Raw genomic sequence first — 17,621 nt, 5'->3', positions numbered from 1 at the left:
CCGTCCAATCGGCGCAACCCCTTGGCGCGGCGCAGCGAGGTAGTGCCAGGATGGACCGCATGACCTCGCCTGCGCCCGCCGGCGCCCGCCCCCGTGTCTCTGCCCGCATCGCCGCCATCGCCGAGTCGGCCACGCTCGCGGTTGATGCCAAGGCGAAGGCGCTCAAGGCGGCGGGCCGCCCGGTCATCGGGTTCGGGGCCGGCGAGCCCGACTTCCCGACCCCCGACTACATCGTCGAGGCCGCCGTCGAGGCATGCCACGACCCCCGCAACCACCGCTACACCCCGGCCGGCGGCCTGCCGGAGCTGAAGGAGGCCGTCGCGGCGAAGACGCTGCGCGACTCCGGTTACCAGGTCGAGCCGAGCCAGGTGCTCATCACCAACGGCGGCAAGCAGGCCGTCTACGAGACCTTCGCGGCGCTCCTCGACCCGGGCGACGAGGTCCTCATGCCGACGCCGTACTGGACCACGTACCCCGAGTCCATCGCGCTGGCCGGCGGCGTCCCGGTCGAGGTGCTCGCCGACGAGACCACCGGCTACCGCGTCAGCGTCGAGCAGCTCGAGGCGGCCCGCACGCCGCGCACGAAGGTGCTGCTGTTCGTGTCGCCGTCGAACCCGACCGGTGCCGTGTACTCCCCCGAGGCGGTCCGCGAGATCGGCCGGTGGGCGCACGAGCACGGCCTGTGGGTCGTCACCGACGAGATCTACGAGCACCTCGTCTACGGCCGGGCCACCTTCTCGTCCATCGTGGTCGAGGTGCCCGAGCTCGCCGACACCTGCGTCGTCGTCAACGGCGTGGCCAAGACGTACGCCATGACCGGCTGGCGGGTCGGCTGGATGATCGGCCCCAAGGACGTCATCAAGGCGGCGGGCAACCTGCAGTCGCACGCCACGTCCAACGTGTCCAACGTCGCCCAGCGGGCCGCGCTGGCCGCCGTCTCCGGCGACCTGTCGGCCGTCGCCCGCATGCGCGAGGCGTTCGACCGCCGGCGTCGCACCATGGTGTCGATGCTCAACGAGATCGACGGCGTCTTCTGCCCTGAGCCCGAGGGCGCGTTCTACGCGTACCCGTCGGTGAAAGACGTGCTGGGCCGCACCTTCGCCGGGCACACGCCGAAGACCAGCGCCGAGCTCGCCGAGCTGATCCTCGAAGAGGCCGAGGTCGCGGTCGTGCCGGGCGAGGCGTTCGGCCCGAGCGGATACCTGCGGCTGTCGTACGCCCTGGGCGACGACGACCTCGCCGAGGGCGTCGGCCGGATCCAGCGGCTGCTCGGCTGAGCCGCCTCGCGTGACCGCACCGGCTCCTCGCGACCTGCGGGCCCTGCCCAAGGCGCACCTGCACCTGCACTTCACCGGCTCCATGCGGCACTCGACGCTGCTCGACCTCGCCGACGAGTACGGCGTGCGGCTGCCCGACTCGCTGCGCGAGGACTGGCCGCCGCTGCTGTCGGCGGCCGACGAGAAGGGCTGGTTCCGGTTCCAGCGGCTGTACGACCTCGCGCGGTCGGTGCTGCAGACGGAGTCCGACGTGCGCCGGTTGGTCACCGAGGCGGCGCAGGACGAGGCCGCCGAGGGCTCGGGCTGGCTGGAGATCCAGGTCGACCCGTCCGGCTACGGCGGCCGGTTCGGCGGCATCACGGCCTTCACCGACCTCGTCCTGGATGCCGCGCGGGCCGCGTCGGAGTCGACGGGGGTGGGCATCGCCGTAGTCGTCGCGGCGAACCGGACCCGCCACCCGCTCGATGCCCGCACGCTGGCCCGGCTGGCCGTCCAGTACGCCGGCCGCGGGGTGGTCGGGTTCGGGCTCTCCAACGACGAGCGGCGCGGCGTCATCGCGGAGTTCGCGCCGGCGTTCACCATCGCCGGCCGGGCCGACCTGATCTCCGCACCGCACGGCGGCGAGCTGCGCGGCCCGGACAGCGCCCGCGCCTGCCTCGACGACCTGCACGCCGACCGGCTGGGGCACGGCATCCGCTCGGCCGAGGATCCGGCGCTGGTCGAGCGCGTCGTCGAGGAGCGCATCACGCTGGAGGTCTGCCCGGCGTCCAACGTCAGCCTCGGTGTCTACGCCACGCCCGAGGACGTGCCGCTGCGGCCGCTGGCCGAGGCCGGCGCCCGCATCGCGCTGGGCGCCGACGACCCGCTGCTGTTCGGGTCGCGGCTGCTGGACCAGTACGAGACCGCCCGGCACGTGCACGGCTTCTCCGACGCCGAGCTGGCCCAGCTGGCCCGCGACTCCATCGAGGGCTCGACGGCGCCGTCCGACGTCCGCAAGGTGCTGCTCGAGGGCGTCGAGGCCTGGCTGTCGTCCTGACGCTCGCCGGCCGCCCGCCTGGAAATGATCACGTTGAGTGGGGGTCTGCTCGCTTCCCCAGGCATGCATTCCTGGTGAAGCGTGAGCACCCCAGCTTCACGTGATCATTTCCAGGCGGGCGAGGGGAGCTGGGGCCCGGCGTCAGGCGGGTGCGGGGACGGCGGCCGGCGCGGCCAGCTCGTCGAGGATGCCGGGGCCGTCGCCGGAGCGCAGGTACCACTCGTAGCCGTACGCCTCGTCGAAGCCGGCGTGACCGAGCGACTCCGGGCTGACCTGGCTGGCGTGCACGGCGATGGCGGCCCGCTTGACCGCCAGCTCCCCCGTCGTCGCGCCGACGCGCAGGGCGACGTCGGCGGACGGGACGCCGAACGGCAGCCCGGTCGCCTCGGCGGCGGCGTGGATGAGGTGCGATCGGGTGACGCGGTCGTGCAGGTGGTCGCGGTCGACGGTGGACTGGTACGCGGCGACGCCGGTGAGCCGGGCGGCCGCCGCGCCGATGCGGTGCGCCGCCAGGTGGTCCGGGTGCCCGTAGATGCCCCGGTTGTCGTCGTGGACGATCGCCTCGGCGGACTCCTCGTCGGCCAGGGCGGCGACGCGGCGGGCGACGCGCTCCGGGTCGGCGGCGGCCAGGGCGTCGGGGTGGACGTTGTCGGCGGCGCCGGGCAGCCCGGAGTCGCGCGCGCCGAGCAGCACCAGCCGCTGCACACCCAGCAACGCGGCCGCGCTCTCCAGTTCGGCGACCCGGCGCTGTGCCATCGTCTCGCCGGACGCCAGCGGAACGTGCACCTCGCCCAGCTCGCCGAGCGTGGCGGTGACCAGCACCACCCGCGCGCCGGCGTCGGCCAGGCGCCGCATCGTCACGCCGGTGAAGATCGCCTCGTCGTCGGGGTGGGCGTGGAGGACGAGGACGGTGCGCCCGCGGAGGGGCGAGGGGTTCGAGAACATTCCTGCCTGCTGTGGTGACGGGACCGGCTGCCGCCGGGCCCGGGGACGGCCGGGTCGCGGATGAGGTTCAGCGACGGCGACAACAGCAGGACATGCCGAGGACCGCCGGGACGGCGGTGCGGAGCGGCATGGTGATCACGAGCGGAGAGTCTGCCACATCCCCGCTCGCGCGTACACCGGTTCCGGCGCTCAGGCGTCGACCAGTTCGGAGTCGGCGGCGCGCCGGTCGTAATCGTCGCGCGCCGCGGCGATCTCCTGCCGGTGCTCCTCGGTCCAGTTGATCAGCGCCTCGATGGTGTCGTGCAGCGTGGCGCCGAGCGGAGTGAGCTCGTAGTCGACCCGGGGCGGCACGACGGGGTGCACCGTCCGGCGCACGAGGCCGTCGCGCTCGAGCTGGCGCAGCGTGACCGTGAGCATGCGCTGGCTGATGCCGTCGATCTCGCGCCGCAGCTCCGTGAACCGCAGGGTCCGGAGGTCGAGCAGCGCGATGACCAGCAGCGACCACTTGTCGGCGATGCGGTCGAGGATCTGGCGGACTTCGCAGTCCTCACGCGGGTCCCAGATCTGGCAGTACGCGGGGTCGGTTACCGGCGTGTGCCCGGGTGACTTAGAAGTGCCTTCTTCCATGGTCAGCCATGGTGCCGGAAGATGCGATCAGGCACAAGAAGTAACCGACCCTCATCTCGATAACCACTGAAGGAGTCCGCCCGTGGCATCCCCACCGGCACCGTCCGACCGGCTCACCCCCCGGGGCTGGGCCATCCTGCTCGTGCTGAGCAGCGCGATCTTCCTCGAGGGCATCGACGTGTCGATGATGGGCGTCGCGCTCCCCTCGATCCGGGCCGACCTCGGCATGTCCACGTCGTCCCTGCAGTGGGTGGTGAGCGCCTACGTGCTCGGCTACGGCGGGTTCGTGCTGCTCGGCGGACGCGCCGCCGACCTGCTGGGCCGGCGCCGCATGTTCGTCCTCTGGCTCGTCGTCTTCCTGCTCTTCTCCGGCCTCGGCGGCCTGGCCACCGACGGCTGGATGCTGATCGTCGCGCGGTTCGTCACCGGCATCGCGGCGGCGTTCATGACCCCGGCCGGCCTGTCCATCATCACGACGACGTTCGCGGAGGGGCCGCAGCGCAACCGGGCGCTGCTGGTCTACGCCGGCATCGCCGCCGGCGGCTTCTCGCTGGGCATGGTCACCGGCGGACTGCTGACGTCGATCGACTGGCGCTGGGTGTTCTTCGCGCCGGTGCTGATGGCCGCGGCGATCCTGGTGGCGGCCGTGCGGCTGATCCCGCACGACACCCCGGCCGCACGGACCGGAGGCGGCTACGACGTCGGTGGCACGCTCAGCCTCACCGTCGCGATGCTGCTGCTCGTCTACACCGTCGTCATGCTGCCCGAGGTGGGCGCCGGGTCGACGGTCGCGACGGCGGCCGCGGGGCTCGCGCTGCTGGCGCTGTTCGTGTCGATCGAGCGCCGGTCCCGCACGCCGCTGCTGCGGCTGGGGCTGCTGCGGTCCGCGCCGCTGGTGCGGGCGAACGTGGGCGCGATGGTGCTGGTCGGCGGGTTCGTCGGGTTCCAGTTCGTCGCCGTGCTCTACCTGCAGGAGTTCCGCGGCTGGTCGGAGACGCAGACCGGACTGGCGCTGATGATCCTGGGGCTGGACGCGATCCTGGCGCCGACGCTGACGCCGGTGCTGGTGCGCCGGTTCGGCAACGCGACGGTGATCGTCGCGGGGCTGGCGCTGGCCACCGTGGCGTACGCGCTGTTCCTGCGGGTCGGCGCGGACTGGACGTACGCGGCCATGCTGCCGTCGTTCCTCGTGCTGAGCACGGCGTTCGCGCTGGCCTACGGGCCGCTGACGATCGCCGCCACCGACGGTGTCGCCGAGGAGGAGCAGGGTCTGGCCAGCGGCGTGCTGACGACGTCGTTCCAGTTCGGCTCGGCGCTCGGGCTGGCCGTCGTCACGGCGGTCGTCGTCGCGGGCAGCGGCCCGGACGGCGCCGGACTGGACGCGTTCCGGACCGCGCTGCTGGTGCCGCTGGCCGGCGCCGTCATCGGCGTCCTCGTCACCGCCTCCGGCCTGCGCCGCGGGCGGCGCACGACCACGCCCGCGGACCTCGTCGCCGAGGAGGTCTCGGCATGAGCGGCGAGGTCGTGGACAGCCCGGACCGATCGGTCGCGGAGCACGTGCGCCGCTACCTCGCCACCGACGGCCGTGACGGCTACCTGGAGGGCGGCGTGCCGAACCTGGTGCTGACGGTGACCGGGCGGACCAGCGGCCGCCGGTTCCGCACCGGCCTGTTCTACGGCACCGACGGCGACCGGTACGTCCTCGTGGCGTCCGGCTCGGCGTTCGGGACGGCGACCCCTCCGTCCTGGTACCGCAACCTGGTGGTGAACCCCCTCGTCGAGGTGCAGATCCGGGGCGAGCGGTTCACCGCGACGGCCCGGACGGCGGCCGGCGCGGAGCGGGAGCGCCTGTGGGACCTGATGACGGGTCTGGCGCCCGAATTCCACGCGTACGCGGCGCGCAGCCCGCGCACGATCCCGGTGGTGGTGCTGGAGCGTTCCTAGGATGAGCGGCATGACCGATGCCGTCACGACGCCGCGGCTGCAGGTGCGGCCGCCCGAGGAGGCCGACCGCGCGCGGTTCGTCGAGCTCTTCCGCGACGACGACTTCATGCTGTTCCACCCGCACGTGCTCTCCGAGGCGGAGGCCGAGGCCCGCTTCGACCACATGATCGATGTCTGCCGGACGATCCCGTTCGGCAAGCAGCCGGTGGTCGAACGGGCCTCCGGGCTCGTCGTGGGCTACACCGGCGTCGACCACATCGACATCGACGGCCGGAGCCGGCTGGAGTGGGGCTACCGGTTCGTGCCGGAGGCGCGCGGCCTCGGCTACGCCACCGAGGCGAGCCGGGCACTGCTGGAGAAGGCGCGCCGGACGTATGCGGGCGAGCTGCTGGCGATCATCGATCCGCGCAACGTCGCCTCGCAGAACGTCGCCCTCAAGCTCGGCTTCGCGTTCTGGACGCGGTCGCGGGTCGACGGCGACGTCTGCGACCTCTACACGTTGACGTTGGGGTAGCTTCGGCCGAGTCCGGTGCGGGACACCGGCGGGCACACCGATCCGACGAACGAGGACGTGACCGTCGTGAACTCCGACCCCTGGACCACCCTGCGCGACGACATCGCCGGCACGCTCCTGCTCCGGAACGACACCGGCTTCGACGCCGCCGTCCGGGCGCGGCCGTTCATCGCCCATGACGGTGTCCCGACGCCGGCCGCCGTGCTCCGGTGCCGCGGCGCCGCCGATGTGGCCGCTGCCGTCGGTGTCGCCCGTCGTCATGGGCTGCCGTTCGCGGTACGGTCAGGCGGCCACTGCGCGGCCGGTCTGTCGTCCACGTCAGGGCTCGTCATCGACGTGTCCCTCATGGACACCGTCGAGGTCGACGGCGACCACGTCGTCGTCGGCGGGGGCGTACGGCTGGCCGGGCTGGTCGAGGCGCTCGCCGCGCACGGGCGCGCGCTGCCGACCGGAACCTGCCCGACGGTGGGCGTGAGCGGACTCACGCTCGGAGGCGGCTGGGGCATGCTCAGTCGCCAGTACGGGCTGACCTGCGACCAGCTCGTCCGGGCGGAGGTCGTGACGGCGGACGGCACCGTCGTCGTCACCGACGAGCGTGACGAGCCTGACCTGTTCTGGGCGCTCCGGGGCGGCGGGGCGGGCGGGTTCGGCGTCGTCACCTCGATGACGTTCCGGACGCTCCCGGCGCCACGGATGACCAACTTCCAGTACGCGTGGCCGCTCGCGGCGGCGGCCGGCGTCATCGCCGCCTGGCTCGACCGCGCGATCGATGCGCCCGCACGGCTGTGTGCCGAAGTCGGCGTCTACCCCGACGAGGTGCGGATCCACGGGGCGATGGCCGGCTCCGAGGCCGAGACCAGCGACCTGCTGGACCGGCTGTGCCGCGGCCTGGCCCAGCCGATGCGCGTCGACGTCACCGAGCTGTCCTACCTCGACTCCGCCCGGGCCCTCGCCGGCGCGATCGACGCCACCGACTCGTCCCGTCATCTGTACGCGACCTCGGAGTTCTTCGACCGCGTGCTGCCGGCCGAGGCGATCGACGCCCTGCTCAGGCGGTTCGCCTCCGGCCCGGCAGGACGCGAGATCGGGTTCATGCCGTGGGGCGGCGGCGACCATGACGTCGCCCCGGAGGCGACCGCCTTCCCGCACCGCCGGGCGCGCTACGTCGTCCACCACATCGTCGTCACCCCTGACGCCGGCGCCGACGCCCGCGACTGGGTGCGAGACCTGCGCGACCTCCTCCACCCGTACGGCACCGGCGGCGTCTACGCGAACTTCGCCGATCCCGGCCTCACGGGCTGGGAGCGTGCCTACTACGGCGACAACGCCGCCCGCCTTCGCGACGTCAAGCGGCGGTACGACCCGGACGGTGTCTTCCGCACCGCTCAGTCGGTGCCGCCCGCCGAGGCCTGACCGCCCCGGACCTCGACGTCAGAGCGCGCAGCCGACGAGCGTGGGCTCCGGCGTGAGCTCGACACCGAAGGCCGCGCGCACGCCGTCGCGCACCTCGCGGGCAAGGCCGACCAGGTCGGCGGTGCTGGCCTCGCCGCGGTTGGTCAGGGCCAGCGTGTGCTTGGTGGACAGCGAGACATCGGAGCGGCCGCCGTCGTAGCCGCGACCGAACCCGGCGTGCTCGATCAGCCAGCCCGCGCTGGACTTCACCAGTCCGTCGCCGGCCGGCCAGCGGGGCGCCTCCTCGGGCAGCGCGCCGGCCTGCGCCTCAGTGAGGACCGGGTTGGTGAAGAACGACCCGGCGCTCCAGGTGTCGTGGTCGGCGGCGTCGAGCACCATGCCCTTGCCGGTGCGCAACGCCAGCACGGCGGCGCGCACGTCGGCCAGCGGCGCCCGCTCGCCGGCGGTGATACCGAGCCGCCGGGCCAGCTCCGCGTAGGCGACCGGCCGGCCGAGGTTCCCCTCGCGCAGCTGGTAGCTGACGGAGAGGATCACGTAGCGCTCGGACCCCTTGAACCGGCTGTCGCGGTAGGCGAAGCGGCAGTCGGCGTTGGCGAACGTGCGGACGCGACGGTCCTGGCGGTCGTAGGTGCGCACCGTCCAGACGGTCTGCGCGACCTCCTGCCCGTACGCGCCGACGTTCTGCATAGGCGTGGCGCCGACCAGTCCGGGGATGCCGGAGAGCGCCTCGACGCCGGGCCACTCGTTCTCGACGGTGTACGCGACGAGTTCGTCCCACGGCTCACCGGCGGCTGCCGTCAGCAGCACCCCGCCGCAGGCCGCGAGTGCGTCGCTGTCGCAGGAGGCGCTCGCGTCGACGTCGATGCCGCGGGTCGCGACCCGGACCACCGTCCCGTCGAAGCCGGCATCGCCGACGACCAGGTTGGAGCCGCCACCGACGACCAGCACGGGCTCGCCGCGCTCGTCGCGGTCGCGGACCAGGCCGATCAGTTCGTCCTCGGTGGTCGCCTCGACGACGCGCTTCGCCGGGCCGCCCAGCCGCAGCGTGGTGAGGCCGGCGAGGGGGACGTCGAAGGTCTCGCGCACCGTCACGACCCCCGCGTTCACGACTGGGACGGCCGGTCGGCCGGGAGCCGGCACAGGGCCCGGGCCTGCGTCAGCACCTTCTGGTCGTCGACCTTGACGGTGAGCTCGAGCGCCACCAGGCCGTCGTCGCGGACCGCGGTGACGGCGGCGGCCACGCGGACGGCGACGCCGATGTCGTCGTCGGGGACGACCACCGGGCGGGCGAAGCGGGCGCCGTACTCGACGACGGCGGCGGGGTCGCCCAGCCAGTCGGTGAGCAGCCGCCCGGCCAGTCCCATGGTCAGCATGCCGTGGGCGATGACGTTGGGCAGACCGACCGACGTGGCGACGCGCTCGTTCCAGTGGATCGGGTTGAAGTCGCCGGAGGCCCCGGCGTACCGGATCAGGTTCTCGCGGGTGATCCAGTACGTGTGGTCGGCGACGACGTCGCCGACGGCCAGCTGCTCGGTCACCCGCTCAGTCACTGGCGTCTCCCCCGTCGAGGTCCTCGGGCCGCACCAGCAGGGTGGCCTCGGAAAGGCAGACGTCGGTGCCGTCCTGCTCGTCCCTGACCTCGGTGCGGATCTTGAGCAGGTCGTTGCCGGCGACGGCGCGGACTCCGTCGAGCCGGGTGGTCGCCTCGACCCGGGTACCGACCGGCAGCGACCGCGAATAGGTGAAGCGCTGGTCGACGTGCACGACGCGGGCGAACTCGATACCCAGGTCCTTCATCAGCAGGTCGAAACCGTTCATCACGATGATCATCATGAAGGTGGGCGGCGCGACGACATCGCCGTGCCCGTAACCGCGGGCCGCTGCGGTGTCGACGTACGCCGGGTTCGCGTCGCCGATGGCCTCCGCGAACTCACGGATCTTCTCCCGGCTCACTTCATAGAACTGGGGAGGGTAGACCCGACCGACGACCGAGGGATCAATGGGCATGCGCTGAACCTACCGTCACCTGGGCGGAGCACTGACGTGAGGACCCTGGCGACGAGACGCTGACGAGGGCGTCAGCGGGTCTCGCGGTGGACGGTGTGCGTGCGGCAGCGCGGGCAGAACTTCTTCAAGTCGAGCCGGTCGGGGTCGTTGCGCCGGTTCTTCTTGGTGATGTAGTTGCGCTCCTTGCACTCCGTGCAGGCCATGGTGATCTTGGGACGGATGTCAGCGCTCTTGGCGGCCACGGGTGCCTCTTTCGGGGACGTCTGGATCGTCGGAACCTTGCAAGGGTAACCGACCTGGTCATTTCTCACCCAATCGAGCGAGGTGACCGCCGGGCCGGTGCGGTAGCGGGGGCGGGACTCGAACCCGCGACACAACGATTATGAGCCGTTTGCTCTAACCACCTGAGCTACCCCGCCGAGGGGAGTCGGCGCCGCGCAAACGGCGCAGCCTCACCAGAGCCCCAATACGGAATCGAACCGTAGACCTTCTCCTTACCATGGAGACGCTCTGCCGACTGAGCTATTGGGGCGTGCGCCAGATGAGGTTACACAACCTGGGGCCGTGGTGCGAAATCGGCCGTTCGGCTGCGGAGTTCACGTCCCGAACCGGCTGGTGCCGGGACGTGCGCTCAGTGTCCTCGAGAGGCGTGGCAGGTGCAGGATTCGAACCTGCGTAGGCTGTGCCGGCTGATTTACAGTCAGCTCCCTTTGGCCGCTCGGGCAACCTGCCGGGTGGTTCCCCGCCATTGGCTGGGACCGGTGAGAGAATACATCAGTGCGGAGGGCGCCGGACAATCGGTTCGGGCTCGAGAGATCCAGAAGGAGCCGTCGTGGCTAGCGAGTCGTCGTTCGACGTGGTGAGCAAGGTCGACCGGCAGGAGGTGGACAACGCGCTGAACCAGGCATCGAAGGAGATCGCCCAGCGCTTCGACTTCCGTGGCACCGGCGCCTCGATCCGCTGGCTCGGTGAGCTGGGCGTCGAGATGGAGGCTTCGGCCGAGGACCGCGTCAACGCCGTGCTCGACGTCTTCAAGGACAAGCTGGTGAAGCGCAAGGTCTCGCTCAAGGCGCTCGACGCCGGCGAGCCGCGCGCGTCCGGCACCATCTACAAGATCACCGCCACCCTGCAGGACGGCCTCGACCAGGACCAGGTGAAGAAGATCACCAAGGCCATCCGCGACGACGCTCCCAAGGGCGTCAAGACGCAGGTCCAGGGCGACGAGGTGCGGGTGTCCTCGAAGAGCAAGAACGACCTGCAGGCGGTCATGGCCATGCTGCGCGAGCAGGACTTCGACTTCGCCGTCCAATTCATCAACTACCGCTGACGGTCCGTTCGCGGGGACTTCGGCCGTGCGCCGGGCTGCGTTCACGACGACGTCGCATCGTCGTCGCGGGACGCCGTTGTGATCGGCGGATGAGAACTCCACTCGCGCGTTCCGTCGCGGCCGCCGTCGCCGCGACCCTGCTGCTCCCGGCAGCCGCGGCCGCCGGAGAAGACCAGGGCCACGGGTCCTCCTCGCGAGGTCACGGGTCCGTCACCCACCCGGTGCTCGAGGGCCGGGCCACCCTGTCGGCCGACTACCTGGCCGAAGGGCCGCCCTCGGGCGCCCTCGCGACGCCGGCGAACGGCCGGCAGGGCCCCTGGGACGGCCAGGTCATCCCCGGATTCTCGGCCATGGTCGACAACGGGGACGGCACGTTCTGGGCGCAGCCCGACAACGGGTTCGGCTCTAAGGGCAACTCGGCGGACTTCCTGCTGCGCAACTACCTGGTGCGCCCGCACTGGGACACCGGCGACGGCGGCTCGGGCGAGATCGAGGTCGAGCGGTTCGTGTCGTACAACGACCGCGACCACGTGCTGGACTTCCCGATCGTCAACGAGTCGACACCGGACCGGCTGCTCACCGGCGCCGACTTCGACATCGAATCGCTCGTCCGGGCGAAGGACGGCACGTTCTGGGTGGGCGAGGAGTTCGGCCCGTTCATCCTGCACTTCGCCGCCGACGGCACGCTGCTGGAGCCGCCGGTCCCGCTGCCGGGCGGGCTGAAGTCGCCGCAGAGTCCGTACCTGTTGCCGGGCGAGACGCCGCTGGTGCGGTCCAGCCGCGGGTTCGAGGCGATGGCCGCGTCTCCCGACGGCCGGTACCTCTACCCGATCGTCGAGGGCGCCTACGCGAACGACCCCGACCAGCGCCGCCGCGAGATCCACGAGTTCGACACCCGCCGCGACCGCTACACCGGCCGGACCTGGAGCTACCAGACCGACCAGGAGGCCAACGTCATCGGCGACGCGTTCGCCGTCAGCCGTGGCAAGTTCTGGATCATCGAGCGCGACGACTTCGAGGGCGACCAGTCGGTCACGAAGCGCATCTACGAGATCGACCTCAACCGCCGCGACCGCGACGGCTACGTCGCCAAGACGCTGATCCTCGACGCCCTGCGCATCGACAACCCGCTGGGCATCGACGCCGGCGAGGGCTACGGCCTGGGCGAGACGTTCGCGCTGCCGGTGCAGTCGTTCGAGACCGTGCTGCGGCTGAAGGACGGCCGCATGCTCATCGGCAACGACAACAACTACCCGGGCAACGACGCGCGGGTCACCGGCACGCCCGACGACACCGAGATGGCCGTCGTCGACCTGCGCCCGTCCCGTCCCACCGACGACGGCGTCACCGTCGTCGGGCACCGCGGCGCCTCCGGCTACCGGCCGGAGCACACGCTGGCCGCGTACGAGACCGCGATCCTGCAGTGCGCCGACTACATCGAGCCGGACCTCGTGTCGACGAAGGACGGTGTGCTGGTGGCCCGGCACGAGAACGAGATCGGCGGCACCACCGACGTCGCCAACCGCCCGGAGTTCGCCGGCCGGCGCACCACGAAGGTGATCGACGGCACCAGCATCACCGGCTGGTTCACCGAGGACTTCACCCTCGCCGAGCTGCGCACGCTGCGGGCCGAGGAGCGCATCCCGGCGACCCGGCCGGCCAACACCGCGTTCGACGGCCTCTACCTCGTGCCGACGCTGGACGAGGTGCTGGACCTGGCCCGCAACTCGCGCACCTGCGACGGGCGGCCGGTCGGCGTCTACCCCGAGACGAAGCACCCGACCTACTTCGACTCGATCGGGCTGTCGCTGGAGGAGCCGCTGGTCGCGCAGCTGACGGCGAACGGCCTGAACCACCGCGGCGCGCCGGTCATCCTGCAGTCGTTCGAGACCGGCAACCTCCGGCAGCTGGACCGGATGACCGACGTGCGGCTGGCGCAGCTGATCAGCTCCAGCGGCGCGCCGTACGACCTCGTCGCGGCCGGCGACCCGCGCACCTACGCCGACCTCGTGACGGCATCCGGGCTGCGGGGAGTCGCCCGCTACGCCGACGGCGTCGGCCTGGAGAAGAACGTGATGATCCCGCGCGCCGCCGACGGCACGCTGGGCGAGCCCACCGCCGTCATCCGCGACGCGCACCGAGCCGGGCTGGAGGTGCACGGGTGGACGTTCCGCCGGGAGAACCAGTTCCTGCCCGCCGAGTTCCGCTCGTCCGCCGACCCGAACGGCATCGGTGACGTCGAGGCCGAGATCCGGGTGTTCCTGGACGCCGGCATGGACGGCTTCTTCACCGACAACCCCGACCTCGGCTCCGCCGCCGTCGAGGACTGACCGCCACCGCCGACCCCGTCGCCCGCTGCGGCGACGGGGTCAGCGCAGGCCGCCGTCGACGTCCAGGGTGACGCCGGTGGTGTAGCCGTTCTCCAGCAGGAACACCGCGGCGTGGGCCGCCTCGGCCGCAGTGCCGATGCGGCCCAGAACCGCCTCGGTCCCCGCCATCGCGACGTACTCGCGCCGGGCCCCGACGGGCATCGGCTCGCCACCGCCGAGGGTGTCGATGCGCCCTGGCGAGAGCGCGTTCACGCGCACCGGCGCCGCCTCGACGGCGAGCACCTTGACCAGCCCTTCGATCGCGCCGTTGACCGCGGCGAACGCCGACAGCCCGGCGGCCGGCTTGCGGAACAGGAATCCGGAGAACAGCAGCACCGAGCCGTCCGGCGCCAGCCGCGGCAGGGCCGCCCGGACGGCGCGGTACTGGCCCCAGAACTTGGTCTCGAAGAAGTCCCGGACGTCGTCCTCGGGCAGCTGCGCGAACGGGCCGGCCAGCCCGCCGGCGGCCGCCGTCACCAGGTGGTCGATCGTCCCGGCCCCGGCCAGCGCGGCCGTCAGCTCGGCGCCGTCCGTCACGTCCGCGACGGCGTACGCCGCGGCCGGCCCGAGCGCCACGGCGACGTCCTTCAGCCGTGACTCCGTCCGGCCGACCAGCAACACCGTGCCACCGCGGTCGACGACCTCCTGGGCGATGGTGGCGCCGATGCCGCCGCTCCCACCAGTGATCACGACCCGCCGTCCCGCCAGTGTCATGCGCCGTCCCCTCGCTCGCCGAAACCGTCCTCGAACGGCAACCGGCCCCGCGGCCGGGGTATTTCAGCGGCGGTAGCCGGCCCGCTGCTCCAGCCGCGCGACCCGCTCGGCCATGGGCGGGTGCGACGCGAACAGCTTGGCGAGGCCGGTCTGCTGCAGCGGGCTGGCGATCATCAGGTGGCTGGTCGCGACGATGTCGCGCTCGGGCGGCAGCACCAGGCGCCGCGTGCTGGCGTCGAGCTTGCGCAGCGCGGCCGCCAGGCCGAGCGGGTCGCGGGTGATGCGGCTGGCCTCGGCGTCGGCCTCGTACTCGCGGGCGGGGGTGACGGTGGCCCGGACGACGGCCGCCGCGAGCGGGCCCAGCACCGTCAGCAGCGCCCGCCCCACCGGGCCGGCCTGGCCGCCGTCGCGCCCACCCCCGAAGACCCGCAGGCCGGCGGCGACCATGACGATGCTGGCCACCGCGCCCGCCGTCGACGAGACGACGGTGTCGCCCCGGCGGATGTGCGCGAGCTCGTGCCCGACGACGGCGCGCAGCTCACGCTCGTCGAGCAGCTCGAGGATCCCTTCGGTGCAGCAGACCGCGGCGTGCGCCGGGTCGCGGCCGGTCGCGAACGCGTTCACCGCGCGCGTCGGGCTGACGTACAGACGCGGCATCGGCACCCGGGCCGGCGCCGTCAGCTCCCGCACGACCCGATGCAGGACCGGCTGCTCGGCCTCGCTGACCGGGTAGGCGCGCATGGCCCGCAGGGCGACGGCGTCGGAGCGCAGGACGACGTAGCAGTTCAGCCCCACGACGACGACCGCCGCCACGACCAGGCCCGCCGGGCCCAGCCACGAACCGGCCAGCAGGCCCGGCGCCGACAGCCCGGCCAGCAGCACCACGGCCTTCACACGATTGCGTTGCACGTCCACCTCTCGGGCGCCCGTCGCGACGAACCCGGCGCCCTGCGGATCAACGCGCGGTGGACCTGCGGGGTTCCAACAGGTCAGCAGCAGCGTTGCTGTGGCGACCGATCGCGCTCGTCCTGCCTGCGACGCTCGAACTCGCGCCGCGACAGCACTCGCGCCTCGGCGTCGTGCCGGCGACAGTGCTCGACGTAGCGATCGTAGGCCGTCTCGCCGCTGACCTCGCGCAGGTACCACCACACGCCCGCCGCGGCGCGTCCGACCGCCGTCAGCACGGCGCTCATCCGTGGCCGTCCCGGTCACCCCGCGCGGCCGCGGCCATCAGCTCGCGTTCCGCCCGGGTCGGGATCAGCCCGGACGGCGCGACCAGGTTCGACCGGACGTGCGGCGCCTCGGTGCTGGTGACGGCCGACGGATTGCGCAGCGCCTTGATGCACACGCGGGTCGCGTCGGCGATGATCACCACGACCAGCAGCGCGAAGAACGCCGCCAGCACGCCGTCGACGGTCGAGTTCGTCACCACCTGCCGCATGTCGTCCAGCGACCGCGCCGGTGGCAGCACCTCGCCGTTGGCCAGCGCATCGGAGAAGCGCTCACGCTGGGCGAAGAAGCCGAGCGTGGGGTCGTCGGAGAACACCTTCTGCCAGCTCGCCGTCAAGGTGACCGCCGCGTCCCACGCCAGCGGGATGCCCGTCACCCACGCCCACTTCAGCCGTCCGCTCTTGATCAGGATCGTCGTCGCGACGGTCAGCGCGATGGCGGCGAGCAGCTGGTTGGCGATGCCGAACAGCGGGAACAGCTGGTTGATGCCGCCGAGTGGGTCGGTGACGCCGGCATAGAGGAAGTACCCCCACGCCGCCACCACGATGGCGCTGGTCAGCCAGAGGCCCGGCTTCCACGAGACGTCGCGCATCGGCTTCCACACGTTGCCGAGGGTGTCCTGCAGCATGAACCGCCCGACCCGGGTGCCGGCGTCGACCGTCGTCAGGATGAACAGCGCCTCGAACATGATCGCGAAGTGGTACCAGAACGCCTGCCCGCCGGCGCCGAACCCGTCGGAGAAGATCTGTGACATGCCGACGGCCAGCGTGGGGGCGCCGCCCGTGCGGGCGACCAGCGTCGACTCCTCGACGGAGGCGGCCGCGGCGGCCAGTTGGTCGGGGGTGATGGAGAACCCGAGGCCGGCGACGGCCTGCGACGCCGATTCCAGTGAGTCGCCGAGGAAGCCGGCCGGCGCGTTCATCGCGTAGTAGAGGCCGGGGTCGATGACCGACGCGGCGATCAGCGCGCTGATGGCGACGAACGACTCCATCAGCATGCCGCCGTAGCCGATCATGCGGACCTGCGACTCCTTCTCGATCAGCTTCGGCGTGGTGCCGGAGGCGATCAGCGCGTGGAAGCCGGAGAGCGCGCCGCAGGCGATGGTGATGAACACGAACGGGAACAGTGAGCCGGCGAACACGGGACCGTCGCCGCGGGAGGCGAAGTCGGTGATCGCCTCGTTCTGCAGCACCGGCCGGGCCAGCAGCAGCCCGACGGCGAGCAGGGCGATCGTGCCGATCTTCATGAACGTCGACAGGTAGTCGCGCGGCGCGAGCAGCATCCACACCGGCAGCACCGACGCGACGAAGCCGTAGATCACCAGCGCGAGCACCAGCGTCTCGGGCGACAGCGTGAACGTGTCGGCCCAGCTGGAGTCCTGCACCCAGCCGCCGCCGATGATGGCCAGCAGCAGCAGGGCGACGCCGATGATGCTGGTCTCGATCACCCGGCCGGGCCGCAGCGAGCGCAGGTAGAAGCCCATGAACAGCGCGATGGGGATGGTCATCGCGATCGAGAAGGTGCCCCATGCCGAGTGCGCGAGCGCGTTCACGACCACCAGCGCCAGCACGGCCAGCAGGATGATCATGATGGTGAACACGCCGATCAGCGCCGCCACGCCGCCGACGACGCCGATCTCCTCGCGCGCCATCTGGCCCAGGCTCTTGCCGTTGCGCCGCATCGAGAAGAACAGGACGATCATGTCCTGCACGGCGCCGGCGAAAATCACCCCCACGACGATCCAGATCGTGCCGGGCAGGTAGCCCATCTGCGCGGCGAGCACGGGCCCGACGAGCGGGCCGGCGCCCGCGATCGCGGCGAAGTGGTGCCCGAACAGCACCCGCCGGTCGGTCGGCTGGTAGTCGGTGTCGTTGCGTAGCGTCTCGGCCGGCGTCGCCCGGGTGTCGTCGACCTTGAGCACCCGGCGGGCGATGAACCGGGCGTAGAACCTGTAGGCGATGGCGTACGAACCCAGCGCGGCTGCCAGCAGCCACAGCGCCGAGATCTCCTCTCCTCGCGTCAGCGCCACGACGCCCCAGGCGATCGCGCCCACGGCGGCGACCAGCGACCAGATCACGATCGATCTGAGCGGAGGACGCCTCCGGGGCGGGGTGGTCTCGGTGCGGACGGTGTCGACCATGACGACCTCCGAACTGATCCAGAGCAGCGATGGTGACCGTAGAGATTACGCGCAGATGTCCTATCGGTCGAGAGACGT

The 17,621-nt window shown here is 72.0% G+C and carries 18 protein-coding genes and 3 tRNA genes; 8 read left to right on the top strand and 13 right to left on the bottom strand.

Going from position 1 to position 17,621, the window contains the following annotated elements:
- Positions 1-59: 59 nt before the first annotated feature.
- Positions 60-1,277 carry a pyridoxal phosphate-dependent aminotransferase gene (locus DZA62_RS01450; RefSeq protein WP_198663310.1) on the top strand — a complete coding sequence of 406 codons (1,218 nt, stop codon included), beginning with the start codon at positions 60-62 and terminating at the stop codon, positions 1,275-1,277.
- Between the two features lie 10 nt (positions 1,278-1,287).
- Entirely contained in the window at positions 1,288-2,313 is a 1,026-nt protein-coding gene (locus tag DZA62_RS01445; protein ID WP_116946998.1) for an adenosine deaminase, read from the top strand.
- A gap of 141 nt (positions 2,314-2,454) precedes the next feature.
- Here the strand turns inward: DZA62_RS01445 and DZA62_RS01440 are convergent, their stop codons facing one another.
- Together DZA62_RS01440 and DZA62_RS01435 are read right to left on the bottom strand one after the other, a co-directional pair.
- Positions 2,455-3,258, bottom strand: a complete 804-nt coding sequence (locus tag DZA62_RS01440; protein ID WP_116946997.1) for a PIG-L family deacetylase — start codon at positions 3,256-3,258, stop codon at positions 2,455-2,457.
- A 189-nt stretch (positions 3,259-3,447) separates the two neighbouring features.
- Entirely contained in the window at positions 3,448-3,885 is a 438-nt protein-coding gene (locus tag DZA62_RS01435) for a winged helix-turn-helix transcriptional regulator (protein WP_116946996.1), read from the bottom strand.
- Between the two features lie 82 nt (positions 3,886-3,967).
- On the opposite strand from DZA62_RS01435, the gene DZA62_RS01430 reads away from it, so the two are divergent.
- The 4 genes from DZA62_RS01430 to DZA62_RS01415 are packed head-to-tail and all read left to right on the top strand — an operon-like array spanning position 3,968 to position 7,756.
- Entirely contained in the window at positions 3,968-5,398 is a 1,431-nt protein-coding gene (locus DZA62_RS01430; protein ID WP_116946995.1) for an MFS transporter, read from the top strand.
- A complete protein-coding gene (locus tag DZA62_RS01425) occupies positions 5,395-5,829 on the top strand; it encodes a nitroreductase/quinone reductase family protein (protein WP_116946994.1) in 435 nt (144 codons plus the stop codon). Before DZA62_RS01430 ends, DZA62_RS01425 begins: the two co-directional genes overlap by 4 nt.
- Positions 5,830-5,839: 10 nt before the next feature.
- Positions 5,840-6,343, top strand: a complete 504-nt coding sequence (locus tag DZA62_RS01420) for a GNAT family N-acetyltransferase (protein WP_157987402.1) — start codon at positions 5,840-5,842, stop codon at positions 6,341-6,343.
- Between the two features lie 57 nt (positions 6,344-6,400).
- Positions 6,401-7,756: an FAD-binding oxidoreductase gene (locus tag DZA62_RS01415; RefSeq protein WP_198663309.1), complete on the top strand. Its 1,356-nt coding sequence runs from the start codon at positions 6,401-6,403 to the stop codon at positions 7,754-7,756.
- Between the two features lie 18 nt (positions 7,757-7,774).
- Here the strand turns inward: DZA62_RS01415 and DZA62_RS01410 are convergent, their stop codons facing one another.
- The 7 genes from DZA62_RS01410 to DZA62_RS01380 all read right to left on the bottom strand — a co-directional run bounded on the left by DZA62_RS01410 (position 7,775) and on the right by DZA62_RS01380 (position 10,495).
- On the bottom strand, positions 7,775-8,863 hold the full coding sequence (locus DZA62_RS01410) for a UDP-N-acetylmuramate dehydrogenase (protein ID WP_232827210.1): 1,089 nt from the start codon (positions 8,861-8,863) through the stop codon (positions 7,775-7,777).
- Positions 8,860-9,306 (bottom strand): MaoC family dehydratase, encoded by a 447-nt coding sequence (locus DZA62_RS01405; protein WP_116946991.1) that lies wholly within the window; start codon positions 9,304-9,306, stop codon positions 8,860-8,862. The genes DZA62_RS01410 and DZA62_RS01405 overlap by 4 nt, the downstream gene beginning before the upstream one ends.
- Positions 9,299-9,763: an FAS1-like dehydratase domain-containing protein gene (locus DZA62_RS01400; protein WP_116946990.1), complete on the bottom strand. Its 465-nt coding sequence runs from the start codon at positions 9,761-9,763 to the stop codon at positions 9,299-9,301. Before DZA62_RS01400 ends, DZA62_RS01405 begins: the two co-directional genes overlap by 8 nt.
- Before the next feature lie 71 nt (positions 9,764-9,834).
- Positions 9,835-10,005 (bottom strand): 50S ribosomal protein L33, encoded by a 171-nt coding sequence (gene rpmG / locus DZA62_RS01395; protein ID WP_026877526.1) that lies wholly within the window; start codon positions 10,003-10,005, stop codon positions 9,835-9,837.
- Between the two features lie 103 nt (positions 10,006-10,108).
- Positions 10,109-10,182: transfer RNA gene (locus tag DZA62_RS01390), tRNA-Met, on the bottom strand.
- Between the two features lie 40 nt (positions 10,183-10,222).
- Positions 10,223-10,295: transfer RNA gene (locus DZA62_RS01385), tRNA-Thr, on the bottom strand.
- Between the two features lie 118 nt (positions 10,296-10,413).
- Positions 10,414-10,495, bottom strand: a tRNA-Tyr gene (locus tag DZA62_RS01380).
- A gap of 100 nt (positions 10,496-10,595) precedes the next feature.
- Between DZA62_RS01380 and DZA62_RS01375 the strand changes: the two genes are divergently transcribed.
- Both DZA62_RS01375 and DZA62_RS01370 read left to right on the top strand, forming a co-directional pair.
- Positions 10,596-11,090, top strand: coding sequence for a YajQ family cyclic di-GMP-binding protein (locus DZA62_RS01375; protein WP_116946989.1), 495 nt, complete (start codon positions 10,596-10,598; stop codon positions 11,088-11,090).
- A gap of 89 nt (positions 11,091-11,179) precedes the next feature.
- The gene (locus DZA62_RS01370) at positions 11,180-13,420 is read left to right on the top strand and encodes an esterase-like activity of phytase family protein (protein WP_116946988.1); all 2,241 of its coding nucleotides are present in this window, start codon (positions 11,180-11,182) and stop codon (positions 13,418-13,420) included.
- 39 nt (positions 13,421-13,459) lie between these two features.
- On the opposite strand, the gene DZA62_RS01365 is transcribed toward DZA62_RS01370, so the two are convergent.
- The 4 genes from DZA62_RS01365 to DZA62_RS01350 all read right to left on the bottom strand — a co-directional run bounded on the left by DZA62_RS01365 (position 13,460) and on the right by DZA62_RS01350 (position 17,543).
- Positions 13,460-14,173 (bottom strand): SDR family oxidoreductase, encoded by a 714-nt coding sequence (locus DZA62_RS01365; protein WP_116946987.1) that lies wholly within the window; start codon positions 14,171-14,173, stop codon positions 13,460-13,462.
- 63 nt (positions 14,174-14,236) lie between these two features.
- On the bottom strand, positions 14,237-15,088 hold the full coding sequence (locus DZA62_RS01360; RefSeq protein WP_116946986.1) for a M48 family metalloprotease: 852 nt from the start codon (positions 15,086-15,088) through the stop codon (positions 14,237-14,239).
- A gap of 74 nt (positions 15,089-15,162) precedes the next feature.
- Positions 15,163-15,366, bottom strand: coding sequence for a YbdD/YjiX family protein (locus DZA62_RS01355; RefSeq protein ID WP_116946985.1), 204 nt, complete (start codon positions 15,364-15,366; stop codon positions 15,163-15,165).
- Positions 15,363-17,543, bottom strand: a complete 2,181-nt coding sequence (locus DZA62_RS01350; protein WP_116946984.1) for a carbon starvation CstA family protein — start codon at positions 17,541-17,543, stop codon at positions 15,363-15,365. Before DZA62_RS01350 ends, DZA62_RS01355 begins: the two co-directional genes overlap by 4 nt.
- Between the last annotated feature and the right edge of the window lie 78 nt (positions 17,544-17,621).

The organism is Jiangella endophytica (genome assembly GCF_003427025.1).
Classification (GTDB): domain Bacteria; phylum Actinomycetota; class Actinomycetes; order Jiangellales; family Jiangellaceae; genus Jiangella; species Jiangella endophytica.
Note: the sequence above shows the minus strand (reverse complement) of the source record. Positions and strands in the feature narration are given on the sequence as shown.

Bases quoted from the DNA above. Each gene is read 5' to 3' on its own strand.
- DZA62_RS01370 (WP_116946988.1), top strand. From the start codon at position 11,180: ATGAGAACTCCACTCGCGCGTTCCGTCGCGGCCGCCGTCGCCGCGACC.
- DZA62_RS01435 (WP_116946996.1), bottom strand. From the start codon at position 3,885: ATGGAAGAAGGCACTTCTAAGTCACCCGGGCACACGCCGGTAACCGAC.
- DZA62_RS01350 (WP_116946984.1), bottom strand. From the start codon at position 17,543: ATGGTCGACACCGTCCGCACCGAGACCACCCCGCCCCGGAGGCGTCCT.
- DZA62_RS01450 (WP_198663310.1), top strand. From the start codon at position 60: ATGACCTCGCCTGCGCCCGCCGGCGCCCGCCCCCGTGTCTCTGCCCGC.
- DZA62_RS01400 (WP_116946990.1), bottom strand. From the start codon at position 9,763: ATGCCCATTGATCCCTCGGTCGTCGGTCGGGTCTACCCTCCCCAGTTC.
- DZA62_RS01425 (WP_116946994.1), top strand. From the start codon at position 5,395: ATGAGCGGCGAGGTCGTGGACAGCCCGGACCGATCGGTCGCGGAGCAC.
- DZA62_RS01420 (WP_157987402.1), top strand. From the start codon at position 5,840: ATGACCGATGCCGTCACGACGCCGCGGCTGCAGGTGCGGCCGCCCGAG.
- DZA62_RS01440 (WP_116946997.1), bottom strand. From the start codon at position 3,258: ATGTTCTCGAACCCCTCGCCCCTCCGCGGGCGCACCGTCCTCGTCCTC.
- DZA62_RS01355 (WP_116946985.1), bottom strand. From the start codon at position 15,366: ATGAGCGCCGTGCTGACGGCGGTCGGACGCGCCGCGGCGGGCGTGTGG.
- DZA62_RS01365 (WP_116946987.1), bottom strand. From the start codon at position 14,173: ATGACACTGGCGGGACGGCGGGTCGTGATCACTGGTGGGAGCGGCGGC.